Annotated in this window: 10 protein-coding genes; 6 read left to right on the forward strand and 4 right to left on the reverse strand. The window is 63.1% G+C overall.

From position 1 onward, the window contains the following. Positions 1–6 precede the first annotated feature (6 nt). From AC07UC_RS32095 to AC07UC_RS32105, 3 genes are all read left to right on the forward strand, one after another. Positions 7–1,443 (forward strand): glutamine synthetase family protein, encoded by a 1,437-nt coding sequence (locus AC07UC_RS32095; protein WP_181180057.1) that lies wholly within the window; start codon positions 7–9, stop codon positions 1,441–1,443. Between the two features lie 115 nt (positions 1,444–1,558). Beyond that, positions 1,559–2,845: an NAD(P)/FAD-dependent oxidoreductase gene (locus AC07UC_RS32100; protein ID WP_494908683.1), complete on the forward strand. Its 1,287-nt coding sequence runs from the start codon at positions 1,559–1,561 to the stop codon at positions 2,843–2,845. Between the two features lie 425 nt (positions 2,846–3,270). Then, positions 3,271–4,077 (forward strand): SH3 domain-containing protein, encoded by an 807-nt coding sequence (locus tag AC07UC_RS32105; protein WP_494908684.1) that lies wholly within the window; start codon positions 3,271–3,273, stop codon positions 4,075–4,077. Between the two features lie 130 nt (positions 4,078–4,207). Here the strand turns inward: AC07UC_RS32105 and AC07UC_RS32110 are convergent, their stop codons facing one another. Beyond that, positions 4,208–5,494, reverse strand: a complete 1,287-nt coding sequence (locus AC07UC_RS32110) for a Mur ligase family protein (RefSeq protein WP_494908685.1) — start codon at positions 5,492–5,494, stop codon at positions 4,208–4,210. An 87-nt stretch (positions 5,495–5,581) separates the two neighbouring features. Then, positions 5,582–6,328, reverse strand: a complete 747-nt coding sequence (locus tag AC07UC_RS32115) for an SDR family oxidoreductase (protein WP_140775209.1) — start codon at positions 6,326–6,328, stop codon at positions 5,582–5,584. Between the two features lie 309 nt (positions 6,329–6,637). Here AC07UC_RS32115 and zwf point away from each other — a divergent pair, with 309 nt between their 5' ends. From zwf to edd, 3 genes are all read left to right on the forward strand, one after another. After that, positions 6,638–8,107, forward strand: a complete 1,470-nt coding sequence (gene zwf / locus AC07UC_RS32120; RefSeq protein ID WP_140774831.1) for a glucose-6-phosphate dehydrogenase — start codon at positions 6,638–6,640, stop codon at positions 8,105–8,107. Then, positions 8,089–8,805 carry a 6-phosphogluconolactonase gene (gene pgl / locus AC07UC_RS32125; RefSeq protein ID WP_494908686.1) on the forward strand — a complete coding sequence of 239 codons (717 nt, stop codon included), beginning with the start codon at positions 8,089–8,091 and terminating at the stop codon, positions 8,803–8,805. Before zwf ends, pgl begins: the two co-directional genes overlap by 19 nt. Before the next feature lie 70 nt (positions 8,806–8,875). Continuing rightward, the gene (edd, locus tag AC07UC_RS32130) at positions 8,876–10,699 is read left to right on the forward strand and encodes a phosphogluconate dehydratase (protein ID WP_140774829.1); all 1,824 of its coding nucleotides are present in this window, start codon (positions 8,876–8,878) and stop codon (positions 10,697–10,699) included. Between the two features lie 63 nt (positions 10,700–10,762). Here edd and AC07UC_RS32135 read toward each other — a convergent pair whose 3' ends face one another. Further along, positions 10,763–12,424: a vWA domain-containing protein gene (locus AC07UC_RS32135; protein ID WP_140774828.1), complete on the reverse strand. Its 1,662-nt coding sequence runs from the start codon at positions 12,422–12,424 to the stop codon at positions 10,763–10,765. An 86-nt stretch (positions 12,425–12,510) separates the two neighbouring features. After that, positions 12,511–13,893, reverse strand: coding sequence for a tetratricopeptide repeat protein (locus tag AC07UC_RS32140; RefSeq protein ID WP_181180056.1), 1,383 nt, complete (start codon positions 13,891–13,893; stop codon positions 12,511–12,513). Positions 13,894–14,061 lie beyond the last annotated feature (168 nt).

Here is a 14,061-nt window from a genome sequence, read left to right on the forward strand (position 1 = left end):
TGGTGAATGATGCCGCCTGCAAAAAAGGAAGTCCGTCCGTCGAGCCGCGGAGGACGGGCTCGCACGCCTGCCTTCGTGAAAAACCTGCGTGGTGTGAAGAACTGGAAGGAAGTCAGCGAATGGCTGGAATGGCGCGGCATCGAGGATATCGAATGCATCACGCCTGATCAGGCAGGCGTGGCACGCGGCAAGATGATGCCGTCGAAGAAATTCACCTCCAACACCTCTCTGGCGCTGCCTTCGGCCGTCTTCATGACGACGATTTCCGGCGGCTATCCCGAAGATGGCAACGGCTTCCATTATCCCGAGGATGACGGCGACCTCAAATTGATGCCGGATCTTTCGACACTGACGGTGGTGCCGTGGGAAGAAGACCCGACGGCGGCCGTCATCTGCGACCTCGTCCACCAGGATGGCCGCTCGGTCGAATTCACGCCGCGCAATGTGTTGAAGCGCGTGCTTGCAGCCTACGACAAGCTTGGGCTGAGGCCGGTGGTGGCGCCCGAGATCGAATTCTACCTGGTGCGCAAGAATCCGGACCCGGACTATCCCCTGACCCCGCCCGTCGGCCGCTCGGGGCGCGCAATCGGCGGCGGCGCCGGCTATTCGATCGCCGGCGTCAACGAGTTCGACGAACTGATCGACGACATCTACCATTTCTCCGAAAGCCAGGGGCTGGAGATCGACACGCTCATTCATGAAGAGGGCGCTGGCCAGCTCGAGATCAATCTGCGCCATGGCGACCCGATCGAGCTCGCCGACCAGGTGTTCATGTTCAAGCGCACCATTCGCGAAGCCGCGCTCAAGCATGAAATCTACGCGACCTTCATGGCCAAGCCGATCCAGGGCCAGCCGGGTTCGGCCATGCACATCCATCAGTCGATCGTCGACAAGAAGACAGGCAGGAACATCTTTTCGGCCGAGGACGGCTCGGAGACCGAGGAGTTCTTCCATTTCATCGGCGGCATGCAAAAGCACGTGCCGAACGCGCTGGTGATGTTCGCGCCCTATGTCAATTCCTACCGTCGGCTGACGCAGGCGGCTTCGGCTCCGGTCAACAACAAATGGGGCTATGACAACCGCACCACCGCGTTCCGCGTGCCGCGCTCGGACCCGGCGGCACGGCGCGTTGAAAACCGCATCCCGTCCTCCGACGCCAATCCCTATCTGGCGCTGGCGGCATCGCTTGCCTGCGGGCTGATCGGCATCACCAGGAAGATCAAGGCCGAGCCTCCGGTGCTGACGACCGCCAACGCGGACGAGATCGACCTGCCACGCAGCCTGCTCGAAGCCGTCGACCTGTTCGAGGGCGATGAGGAGCTTTGCGCATTGCTGGGCAAGTCCTTCGCCGCCACCTATGCAGCGATCAAGCGGGCGGAATTCGAGACCTTCATGGAAGTGATCAGCCCGTGGGAGCGGGAGTATTTGTTGCTGAATGTGTGATGATTGAGTGAATAGTGAGTAGTGAGTAGACTCATCACTAGCCTATTCACTACTGACTACTGACTACTCACCATCGGCTGCACCGTCCTCCGAACACCCGAGTCTTCACAATACCATGCCTTACCAATCCCCCATTTCTCCCGGCCGCTCGTGGTATGAAGACACGGCGGGACCTAGACCCGAATACCCGGTGCTCGACGGCGACCGGGCCTGCGATGTCATCATTATCGGCGGCGGCTTTACCGGGCTGTCGGCGGCGACACATCTAGCCAAGGCTGGAACCAATGTCGTTCTGATCGAGGCGTATCGCTTCGGCGACGGCGCTTCCGGGCGCAATGGCGGGCAGCTCGGCACCGGCCAGCGCGCCTGGGCCGAAGACCTGGAGGCGGAGTACGGCTTGTCCCGTGCCAGAGCTTTGTTCGATCTTGCCGAGGAGGCGAAGGCGCATCTCATCGAATTCGCCGCCGCCAACCAGATCGATATAGATTATATGCCGGGCCAGCTCTCCGTGGCGCACAAGCCTCGCTATGTCGACGATTACAAGGCGCATGCGGAGATCATGGCCAGCCGTTTCTCCTATACGCACATCTCGTTCATGGATGCCAAGGAGACGGCGGAGCGGCTTGGCTCGACCGCCTATTTCGGCGGCACACGCGACACCGGCACCGGCCATATCCATCCCATGAAGCTGGTGATCGGCACGGCGCGGGTGGCGGCGCAGGCGGGCGCGCAGCTGTTCGAAGGGACACCATCGACCGGCATCGTTTCGACCGGCGGCAAGATCAGGGTTTCGACGCCAAGAGGCACCGTGACGGCGCAGAAATGCCTGATCGCGGTCAACGCCTATGGCGGCACGCTCGAACCGGTGAGTGCGGCGCACATCATGCCGATCGGCTCCTTCATCGGTGCGACCGTGCCTTTGGGGGCGGACTTGAAAGTGCTGCCCGGCGGCGAAGCGGTCGACGATTCCCGCTTTGTCGTGCGCTATTTCCGCAAGTCGAGGGATGGACGGTTGTTGTTCGGGGGACGCGAAGTCTATGGCGTCAACGACCCCAAGGACATCCACATCCATATCCGCCGCCAGATCGTGGAGCTCTATCCGGCATTGAAGGATATCGAGATCACGCATGGCTGGGGCGGCTATGTCGGCATCACAGTGCCGAGGAAACCGTTCGTGCGCGAAGTGATGCCCAATGTGATCTCGGCTGGGGGCTATTCAGGCCACGGCGTCATGCTGTCGAACTTCTTCGGCAAACTCTATGCCGAGACCGTTGCCGGCAACCGCGACCGGCTGAAGCTGATCGAGGACCTGAAAATTCCACCATTTCCGGGCGGCCGCCGTTTCCGTACGCCCCTGCTTTTCCTGGCGCTCAACTGGTTCGCGCTTCGCGACAGGATCTAGTTGCCCCCCAAAACTGGCTCCAGGTTTGGGAGAACAACATCCACAAAGTAAGGGTTGAAGCGCGTCGCCTGAAATCCGTTTCGGCGCGACGCGCCTCATGCGGGATCGGATCGCCATCACGACCCCATGTAATATTGTAATATTCATTGTAACATTTGTTGCCCTAGCGGCACATTGCGGAAATGCCGGCAATGGCGCAGAATCCCTTATAATGGCGTACTGATGCCACAATCGCGGGTGAAAGGTTCCCGCTTCTGGGCGATTATTCGGGGATTGCTGCGGGCTTGCCCGCGTTGATTTAGGGACCGATGCCGATCAGACGCCGGACTTCCGGCATCGATTGAAAGAACATTGGCCCGCTTATGGAGGTGGCGAGAGTGAGAGAGCCCTTCAGTTTCGGTACGCCGGAACGTCGGCGCTTTGCCATGCAGTTTGGATACGACATGCGGCCGTCCTTCTGGCAGGAAGTCCGTTCGAACTCGCATCTGGTGATTGCCGCGGTTGGCACCGCCGCGCTGCTTGGCGTCGCCGCGGTGGCGCTCTGGCTGGCATTGCCGACGAGCGAGCGGCAGGCAGCCGCCAGCCAGGAACAGAGCATTCCGGCCATTCCGGTGAAGACGACGAAGATCGTCCCCGCCGGAACCACGGTGGCCGCGGCGGTCGTGCCGGCTCGCAAGTCCGATCAGGTTTCATCGACCGCAGCGCCGGCGAAAGCAAGCATACAGGCGCTTGCGGCCAACGATCCCCGCTGGACCGAGGCACAGCCGAAGCCCGCTTCCGCCTCCACCGCCCCCAATCAAACGGCCAACCAGGCCGAGCCGGCGGCGGGCAAGGCAGTGGCGTTCGCGCAGCCGTCAACCAGTACCGATGCCGTTAACGAGCTTGCCAAGGTTGCCGCGCCGGCGCCGTCTGCGAATGGCGGCAAACCCGATGGCGCGCGGACCGCTGCCATCCCCGAGACGCAGCCGCAAGTGCCGGAACAAAAACCCGCGAATGCACAAGGCGACGATGGCGCGGCCAAAGCGAAGCCGCGAAAGGTGGCGGCGGCAGGCACCGGCCGCGTGCTGCGGGCTGTGACCATGCGCAATGCCCCGAAGAAGGGGGCTACCCCCATCGGCACCGTGCCCGCCCGGACTTCAGTGCAATTGATGGGCTGCAAGCAGTGGTGCGAGATCGTCTACAACGGCAAGCACGGCTGGGTCTACAAGAGCTACATCAAGCCCGGCGCGTGAGGCTTAAACCGCCAGGCAACCGCCCAAAGCGACGCCTGCTGCCTTGCTACTTGTGAGCCTGCAGGGTTCGATGGCGCCGCTCGACGTCTCAAGTCGTTACGGATTTCTCCGGAGCCTGATCGATACAAGCTCATCGGCTGAAGAGCCGCCGGAAACGCCGCAGGCGACGCGCCGATTTGCGTTGCCTTACAAACTCCCGATGTTGTTCGAAGGGCACTCCATAGAGGCCGCACTGCTGGCATCCCTCGGTTTTGCCACATACCGGTACCCAGCACTGAACATCGCATGTCCAGGCGAGCGGGACGCGTTCCAGATGAAGATTGGAAGAACTCTTCAACAGGATCAACTCGCCAGGCACTGCCGTCTGCCTGATGTAATCCGAGACCTCTTTCGGCGTGCGCAATTCGACGAAGCGGCCGGTGTCGCGATCGGCCTGGCTGGCCTTCGAGCGATGCGCATGCTCGCCAACATAGATCACCTGGTTCGCGATCCCACGCGCGCTTTTGTAGGCGCGGGCATACTTTGCGTTCGAATCGGTAAAGTCCGACAGTTGGCCAAGCACGATCCGCTTTTGGCCAAGGGTAGATCTTGCCATCATATCCAATGCAAGGGGTAGCGAATGCCAAGGCGCCTTGACAGAGTCCACGATGAAGTGCGGCCCGCCCTCGGGGGTGATCACCTGGCACCGGTTTTCCACGGGCTGGAACGTTTCGATCCTGTCCCTCACTGTTTGCGGAGGCACTCCAAGTTCGAGGGCCGCAGTCGCGGCCGCGGCCGTCGGCAGCCAGAAATGCTCACCTGGGAATGGGGTTTTGAGGTCGAGCGTGCCGCCGCGCCAGTGTAACTTGAAGCTGAGCATGCGGGGATAGCCGGCACTGACCTCGGTGACACGGTAGTCGGCCGATTCGGACTCGCCGAATGTGACGAAGCGTTGTGCTCTTCCCGATGCCATGGCCAGCACATTGGGATCATCGGCATTGAGCACGGCGAGGCCGCCCGGTTCCAGCGCCTCGACGAGTGCGCCTTTTTCGTGAGCGACATTCTCCAGGGTTCTGAAACTGGAGACATGCTCAAGCCGGACCATGGTGACGATAGCGACATGCGGCCCCAACATTTCTGCCATCGGCTTGATGGAATTGATCGCCGACGCTGACACCTCAACGACGACGTAGTTCACGCCGCCGATCCGGCGCGAAAGCATCCTCGACAGCATCTTCAGCGAATGGAAAAGAAGTTGAACATGGACCGAACCATGGCCGGCCAATATGTGACCAAGCAGCGCCGTCGCGGTCGATTTGCCGGAGCTACCGGTTATGCCGATGAAGGTCGCGTTGCTTTTAGAGCGGGCGCGCCCTGCCCTGTAAGCCATCAGGCGCTGCCTCAGGCTTTCGCGAATTTTCCGCAGTTTCGCATTCATCGCGCCGCCAGATTTCCCAAGCCCCTCAGCTTATGCCTTCTCGCGGATGATCAAGTCAAACCACAGCCATGCGTAGCGCTGATCAGGTCAGATGCAGCGGCCCCCATCGACCTCCAGCGCCACGCCGGTGATGAAGGCGGCTTCATCCGATGCCAGCCAGAGCGCGGCATTGGCGATATCGAGCGGGGTCGAAAGCCGGCCGAGCGGGATCGAGGCACGGAATTTCTCGCGGATCTCGGGAGTGTCGGCGCCCATGAATTTCTCCAGCATGCCGGTCTCGCCGGCGACCGGGCAGAGGCAGTTGACGCGGATGTTCTTGGGCGCCAGTTCCACCGCCATCGATTTGGTGGCGGTGATCGCCCAGCCTTTCGAAGCATTGTACCAGGTGAGGCCGGGCCGCGGCCGCAGGCCCGCGGTGGAGGCCGTGGTCAGGATGACGCCGCCGCCTTGCCGGTCCATGATCGGCACCACGGCAAGGGCCGCGTGATAGATCGCCTTCATATTGACAGCGGTAATCAGGTCGAAAGTGTCCTCGTCGACCTTGAGCATGTCGCCGTTGCGATGGGTGTAACCGGCATTGTTGACCATGATGTCGATGCGGCCGAAGGCGCTTTTTGCGGCATAGACCATCTCGTCGAACTCGGAGCGCAGCGAAACGTCGGTCTGCGTCCAGATCGCCGCCTCGCCGATTTCATTGGCGACGCGCTCGGCGCCCTTGGCATTGAGATCGGCGACAACCACCCTGGCACCCTCTTGCGCGAAGCGCTTGGCCATGCCTTCGCCAAATCCCGATGCCGCGCCGGTGATGACGGCAACCTTGTTTTCCAGACGCATGCTTTTCCCGCTCATTGATGTCTTCCCGGAATTAATAAGACGGCCGACCGCCATGGCCCATGCGGCAACAGACAGCGCGCCATTTCTCCCTTAGCTTTCGTCACATTCACGTTCTATGCTGCAACTGCGAAAGCTTCCGGGGTCTTCGTCCACCGACAAGCCTCCGGCAAGCGCCAGTGTCAAGCGCACATATGGGGCCAATCAATATCGTGCGATTGGTCCCTGATGTGACACCATGGCACTGGAAAATTTAAATCGATTAGAATATATCAGCCGCGTACTCGCGACCGGCGTCAAAGCGGACAGACCATGACCAGCCAGATCATTCCCGTCGACCCTTTCGACTTCATCATTTTCGGCGGCACCGGCGACCTGTCGGAACGCAAGCTGCTGCCGTCGCTCTACTATCGCCAGCGTGACCATCAATTCTCCGAGCCGACGCGCATCATCGGCACCTCGCGCTCGAAGATGAGCGACGAGGAATTCCGGGCTTTCGCCAGCCAGGCGATCTCCGATCACGTCAAGCCGGCCGATATCGACGCAAAGGAGTTGAAGACCTTCCTGGCGCGGCTTTCCTACGTCTCGGCCGATGCGACGAGCGGTGCGGGCTTCGACAAGCTTAAGAAGGCGATCGGCGAGAGCGACAGCATCCGCGCCTTTTATCTTGCCGTTGCGCCGGCGCTGTTCGGCGATATCTCGCACAAGCTCAAAGAGCACAAGCTGATCACGCCGAACTCGCGCATCGTGCTGGAGAAGCCGATCGGCCGCGACCTTGCCTCGGCGCAGGCGCTCAACGATCTGGTCGGCGACGACTTCCACGAAAGCCAGATCTTCCGCATCGACCACTATCTCGGCAAGGAGACGGTGCAGAACCTGATGGCGCTGCGCTTCGCCAACGCGCTCTACGAGCCGCTGTGGAACTCCGCCCATATCGACCATGTGCAAATCACCGTCGCCGAGACGGTCGGCCTGGAAGACCGCGTCACCTATTACGACAAGGCCGGCGCGCTGCGTGACATGGTGCAGAACCACATGCTGCAGCTGCTCTGCCTCGTCGCCATGGAGGCGCCGTCGTCGATGGACGCTGACGCCGTGCGCGACGAGAAGCTGAAGGTGCTGCGGGCGCTGAAGCGCATCAACGGCAACGAGGCGCCAAAGCACACGGTGCGCGGCCAATATCGCGCCGGTGCGTCCGCCGGCGGACCGGTGAAGGGCTATGTCGAGGAGCTCGGCAAGGACAGCAACACCGAGACCTTCGTCGCCATCAAGGCCGAGATCGGCACATGGCGCTGGGCGGGCGTTCCGTTCTACCTCAGGACCGGCAAGCGGCTTGCGACCCGGGTTTCGGAGATCGTCATCGAGTTCAAGCCGATCCCGCATTCGATCTTCGGCGACAGCGCCGGGCCGATCTTCGCCAACCAGCTGGTCATCCGGCTGCAGCCCGATGAAGGCGTCAAGCAGTTCATCATGATCAAGGATCCAGGCCCGGGCGGCATGCGGCTGCGCCAGATCTCGCTCGACATGAGCTTCGCGCAATCCTTCGATGGCCGTGCGCCCGATGCCTATGAGCGGCTGATCATGGATGTGATCCGCGGCAACCAGACGCTGTTCATGCGCCGTGACGAAGTCGAGGCGGCATGGAAGTGGATCGACCCGATCCAGAATGCCTGGGAAGGCGCCAAGCAGGAAGCACAGGGCTATACGGCAGGCACCTGGGGGCCGTCGGCCTCGATAGCGCTGATCGAACGTGACGGGCGGACATGGCACGAGAGCAATTGAACAGCGCCAGCTACAACTGGAACGCTTTCCCGGACCGTCCGCATCTGGCGGCGGCACTGGCCGGCCGTGTGGCCGATCGCCTGGCCGGGGCGATAGCCGAACGCGGCACGGCAGTGCTGGCGGTCTCCGGCGGTACAACGCCGGCGAAGTTCTTTGCCGCGCTTTCGGTGGCGCCGATCGCCTGGGACAGAGTGATCGTGACGCTGGTCGACGAGCGTTTCGTGCCGGCCTCCTCACCGCGTTCCAATGCCGGGCTGGTGGCCGCCAATCTGTTGCAGAACGCGGCCAAGGCGGCACGCTTCGTGCCGCTCTACCATGAGGCATCAGGCATCGAGGATGCCGCCGCATCCGACGATGCGGCACTGCGATCCCTGCCCTGGCCGCTCGACGTCGTGGTGCTCGGCATGGGGCCGGACGGCCACACCGCCTCGTTCTTTCCCGATGCCGACGATCTGGCAAGGTTGCTCGACCCGGCCTCCGACAGGATCATCCTGCCGGTTCATGCGGCCAGTGCGGGCGAACCGCGGCTGACGCTGACGCTCGCGCGCATCATCGATGCCGGCTTCATCGCGCTGCACATCGAGGGCGAGGAAAAGCGCACTGCCTTCGACGGCGCGGTCGCGCCTGGACCGCGAAAGCCGATCCGGGCCGTGCTTGACGCCGCACCCATGCCCGTAGAGGTTTTCTGGGCGCCCTGATTTTACGTTTAGTGGTCCCGGCAACGGCGGGAGGATGTTTCCGGGACCTCGCCTGAAAGGACCGACCGCCATGACCGCAAGACGCGATATCGAAGCCATCACCGAGCGGATCCGCCAGCGCTCCAGACCGGGCCGCGAGCGCTACCTCGGCCGTATCGCCGAAGCGTCGAACCAGACCGCCAACCGCTCGGTGCTGTCCTGCGGCAACCTCGCCCACGGCTTCGCGGTCTGCAGCCCCTCGGAAAAACTGGCGCTCGGCGCCGACAAGGTGCCCAATCTCGGCATCATCACCTCCTATAATGACATGCTGTCGGCGCATCAGCCCTTTGAGACCTACCCCGCCCTGATCAAGGAGGCAGCGCGCGAGGCCGGCGGCATCGCCCAGGTGGCCGGTGGCGTGCCGGCGATGTGCGATGGTGTGACACAAGGCCAGCCCGGCATGGAGCTGTCGCTATTTTCACGCGACGTGATCGCCATGGCCGCAGCGGTCGGCCTGTCGCACAACATGTTCGACGCCGCCGTCTTTCTCGGCGTCTGCGACAAGATCGTACCGGGCCTGGTGATCGCGGCGCTGACCTTCGGCCATCTGCCGGCTGTGTTCATCCCGGCCGGGCCGATGACGACAGGCCTGCCCAACGATGAAAAGGCCAAGGTCCGCCAGCTCTATGCCGAGGGCAAGGCGGGACGCGCCGAACTCCTGGAAGCCGAGTCCAAATCCTACCATGGGCCGGGCACCTGCACCTTCTACGGCACGGCCAACTCCAATCAGATGCTGATGGAGATCATGGGCCTGCACACGCCGGGCGCCTCCTTCGTCAATCCCGGCACGCCGTTGCGCGAGGCCCTGACCCGCGAGGCTACGAAGCGGGCATTGGCGATCACCGCGCTCGGCAATGCCTATACGCCGGTCGGGCGGATGATCGACGAGCGCTCGATCGTCAATGGTGTCGTCGGCCTGCACGCAACCGGTGGCTCGACCAACCACACGATCCACCTGATCGCGATGGCGGCGGCGGCCGGCATCGCACTGACCTGGCAGGACATTTCCGACCTCTCGGAAGCGGTGCCGCTCTTGGCGCGCGTCTATCCGAACGGGCTTGCCGACGTGAACCATTTCCATGCCGCCGGCGGGCTCGGCTTCCTGATCCGCGAGCTGCTTGACGAAGGCGTCCTGCACGAGGACGTGCAGACGGTGTGGGGCGAAGGCCTGCGGCCCTACGCCGTCGAAGCAAAGCTCGGCGCCGATGGCTCCGTGGTGCGCGAGGCTTCGCCGCGCGCCAGCGGTGACGAAAAGGTGCTGGCGCCATTCAGCAAGGCCTTCCAGCCGACCGGCGGCCTGAAGGTGCTGGCTGGCAATCTCGGCCACGCTGTCATCAAGACTTCCGCCGTCAAGCCGGAACGACGTATCATCGAGGCGCCGGCCAAGGTGTTCGACAGCCAGCAGGGCCTGAACGATGCGTTCAAGGCCGGCACGCTCACCGGCGATTTCATCGCCGTCATCCGCTTCCAGGGGCCGAAGGCCAATGGCATGCCGGAACTGCACAAATTGACCACCGTGCTCGGCATCCTGCAGGATCGCGGCCAGCGCGTCGCACTGGTCACCGACGGGCGCATGTCGGGCGCCTCCGGCAAGGTGCCGGCGGCGATCCATGTGACACCGGAAGCGGTCGAGGACGGGCCGATCGCCAGGCTCCATGACGGCGACATCATCCGCCTCGACGCCGACGCCGGCACGCTCGAAGTGCTGGTGCCAGGGACCGAGTTCGCGCTGCGCCGCACCGCCGAAGTCGATCTCATCGGCAACGAGTTCGGTTTCGGCCGCGAGCTTTTCGCCGGCTTCCGCCAGATGGTGGGCCGTGCCGACCACGGCGCCAGCGCCTTCGGAACGGCTTGAGCTTTCTCATGCCCAAATGAAAAGGGCGGCCTTGAGCCGCCTTTTTTGCTTATCCTGCCGGAGCTATTCGACCTTGAGCTCACTGCGCTCGCCGGCCTTGACCGTAAAGGGCGTTTCCTTGTCGGCCTTGTCGGTGGTGAAATTGGTTACGAGCACGTAGTCGCCCGCCGCCAGCGTGGTCTGCATCTTCTCTCCATAGGCGTAGGTCACCTGCTTGCGCTCGCCCTGGATGTTCTTCTTGGCCTCAAAGATCTTGAACCCATCCGCGCCGGGCGCGTCGACGGCCAGGACGCCCGCGTTCAGCGTCACGTTGACATCGGTCATCTGCCCGACCGTGACGCTGAAGGGCTGTTCCGTGGACACCGCCTGCACATCGACGCCCATCACATAGTCGCCCGGAGGCAGGTCGAACTGGCTGTCGGGGCCGTAGGCGTAGGTCACCTGATCGCGGGTGCCGTCGAGTTTCTTGGCCGCCTTGTAAACCTTCCAACCCACATCGGTTTCGGCCTTTTCGCCGCCCTGCGTGTAGAAGGCGTTGGCCTTGGCCTTGCCGACACCGACGATGATGTCCTTGTCGACGACCTGGCCGGCGACGAGTTGCATGGTCTCGCTCGCCTCGCCGGCTCCCAGCTTCACCGTGACCTTGGTCTCGCCGGCCGGAACGACGTACTTGACCTCGCCGTAGTTGGCGTCCGACGTGCCGCCGGGATAGGCGATACTGATCTGCGCATTGCGGTCGACATCGGCCCCAGGGGCAGGCCGGGCGTGGATGGAGATCTGCGCGGCGTTCAGATTGAGCGCCAGCTCCGTTGCCTTGTCGGCCGTCAGCGAAACCTTCTGCTCCGCCTTGGCGGCGCCACTCGAGGCGACGACGATGTAGTTGCCGGCAGCAAGATGGAACTTGACGACGTTGTAGCCGGAGTCGACATGGTCGCCGCCGCTTCCCTTGGCGTCATCCTTGAAGATTTCATAGTAGACATCAATCTTCGGCACCTCGCCGCCCTCTTTCAAGAACGCTTGCGGGATGAGGTTGTAGTCGACCTCGGCTGCCTTCGGTTCCGGCGCGGGAGCCGGTGCTGGTTCGGGGGCCGGCGCAGGAGCCGGTGCAGCGACGGTTTCGACCAGCGCTTCCTGCAGCGCCTTCTCGTCGGAGGCCTGGATGTACTTGCCGCCCGTGTTGTCGGCGAGGCAGGCGATCTGCTTGCCTTCATCGGCGGTCAGGCCGAAGCCGACGACGTCGGCTGTGAAGTCGATGCCGGACGCCTCGAGTTCCTTACCAAGCGCACACGGGTCGCCGCCGCAAGTTTCGAGCCCATCGGTGATGAGGACGACGGTCGCCTTGTCCTCGGTGTATTTCAGCGCTTCGGCCGCCTGCTTGACGGCCGCCGTAAGCGGCGTCTTGCCGAGGAATTTCAGACTGTCGGCGGCGTCCGTGATGGCGCTTGCCGAGCCCGCCTGGGGCGGCACGATCAGCTGGATATCATCGCAGCTGCCTTTTTCGCGATGGCCATAGGCCATGAAGCCTATTTCGTCGTCGGCGGGAACCGATTTGAGCACGGTCCTCAGCGATTCCCTGGCGATCTCGAGCTTGGGCTTGCCGTCGATCTGCGCCCACATCGACCCGGAAGCATCGAGAATGATGATGACCTTGTTGGCGGCGAAGCCAAACGTCGTCATCGACAAAAGGAGGATCGCCGCAGCGATGCTCCGTGCAAGTCCCACCATCAAAATCTCCTGAGTAGCCGCCCCGCCCGAGGCCCAAAACTATTTGAGCGCGCGTCGCGACACAAGCCCGGACGCAGCCACCTCGTTCAGGCGCCAACCGGTGGAGCCGGCCTGAAGCCTTCGTGCTCGACGATGGCGCGGTATCGGGCATCGGACCGCAATCCCTTGAAGGAAGGCTCTATGCGGATGCCCAGCATGTCGTCCTCCTTACGCCGCATCGCCTCTTCGAGGTAGCGGATCGCGTCGTCATAACGCCCGAGCATCGCCGCCGTGCCCGCCACCTTGTAGGCGGGCTCCAGGTTTCTTTCATACTGGCGTATTTGCTCGGCATACATGGCCGACAACAGGCCCTGGCCGCCGGCTTCGCGCAAACCTTTCTCGGCGGCGTCGGCTATGGCCAGTCGGGCACTGTTGTTGGCGATCTCGGCGGCGCGCCGGTATTCGCGCAGGAAATCGGTGAAGCGGCCCTGATCGAGATAGATGGTGGCCAGATATTCGGGCGCGGAGCGCAGATTCGGCTCGGCCTTGGCCAGTTGCTGCAGGATCATCACGGCATCGTCGGCGCGCCCGGCATAAAACAGGATGAGCGCCTTGTTGGCGATGATGGCGCGGGATTCCGGATTCAACTGCTGCGCCTTGCCTATCTCGGCCAAGGGCGCGGCGGTCTCGCCTGTCACCATCAGGGTCAAGGCGTACCAGTGATGGGTCTGGGCCGCGTTCGGATCGAGCCGGATCGCGCGCTCGAACAATTCCCTCGATCTCGGAAAGTCCTTCGCCCAGTAGAAGGTGGTGAAGGCAAGGGCGGCATAGGCACCGGCATTGTCGGGATCGAGCGCGATCGCCCGCTCGGCGGCGGCGACGGCGCGTGGATAGGCCTCGTTCGGCGGCATCAGCGTGAACTGGCTGACCGTGTTGTAGGCCTCGGCAAGCTTGACATAGGCATCGGCATAGTTCGGGTCGAGCGTCGTCGCCTCGGTCAGCAGCTGGATCGCATGGGTGAAGCCGTCCGCCTGGCGGGTACCGAGATGATAGACGGCATCGAGGTAGAGATCCTGGACCCGGGAATCGGGCCGGTAGATAGTCCGTGCCGGAGGCGCATCCGCACGTTGCATGGCGAGGGTGCCGGCAACCGCGAGCAACACCAATCCGACCGCGCCGAGCGCCAGCAGCGAGGTTTGGGTCCATCTCGAAAACCGGGCCGAAACGCCTGGGGCAGTCGTAGCCGAGGGCGGCAAGACCGGTTCCTCGCCCGGAGGCTCGACGTTGTCGGATACGACCGGCTCACCGCCACGCAGCCACGCCTCAAGCTCGTCCGTATAGGCAAACACCAGGCTCCTGGCGCCGCCAGAAATGCGGTGCACGGGCAGCCCGCGCTGTCGCTCCCAACGCCGCACCGTGCGTTCGTCACGTCCGAAGAACGCGGCGATTTCCTTCCAATCGCGAAGGCGACGATCGCGCTTGTTTGCCAAGACCAGCCCCATTGTCCCCTAACGCCCGTATCTGCCCGCTTTCGCCTGATGCCCTCCAACATCAGGGCGAGCTATCATCGGCATCGACATCAGCGCTTCGATGCCGACCGACGGTTCCCGCCGGCGGGCAGCATTGCTTGGCCCATCGCGGTTTTCAACCCGGCGAAA

The organism is Mesorhizobium sp. GW821-FHT04C10 (assembly GCF_059420305.1).

Coding starts and splice junctions, on each gene's coding strand:
- AC07UC_RS32095 (WP_181180057.1), top strand. CDS start 7: ATGATGCCGCCTGCAAAAAAGGAAGTCCGTCCGTCGAGCCGCGGAGGA.
- AC07UC_RS32100 (WP_494908683.1), top strand. CDS start 1,559: ATGCCTTACCAATCCCCCATTTCTCCCGGCCGCTCGTGGTATGAAGAC.
- AC07UC_RS32105 (WP_494908684.1), top strand. CDS start 3,271: ATGCAGTTTGGATACGACATGCGGCCGTCCTTCTGGCAGGAAGTCCGT.
- AC07UC_RS32110 (WP_494908685.1), bottom strand. CDS start 5,494: ATGAATGCGAAACTGCGGAAAATTCGCGAAAGCCTGAGGCAGCGCCTG.
- AC07UC_RS32115 (WP_140775209.1), bottom strand. CDS start 6,328: ATGCGTCTGGAAAACAAGGTTGCCGTCATCACCGGCGCGGCATCGGGA.
- zwf (WP_140774831.1), top strand. CDS start 6,638: ATGACCAGCCAGATCATTCCCGTCGACCCTTTCGACTTCATCATTTTC.
- pgl (WP_494908686.1), top strand. CDS start 8,089: ATGGCACGAGAGCAATTGAACAGCGCCAGCTACAACTGGAACGCTTTC.
- edd (WP_140774829.1), top strand. CDS start 8,876: ATGACCGCAAGACGCGATATCGAAGCCATCACCGAGCGGATCCGCCAG.
- AC07UC_RS32135 (WP_140774828.1), bottom strand. CDS start 12,424: ATGGTGGGACTTGCACGGAGCATCGCTGCGGCGATCCTCCTTTTGTCG.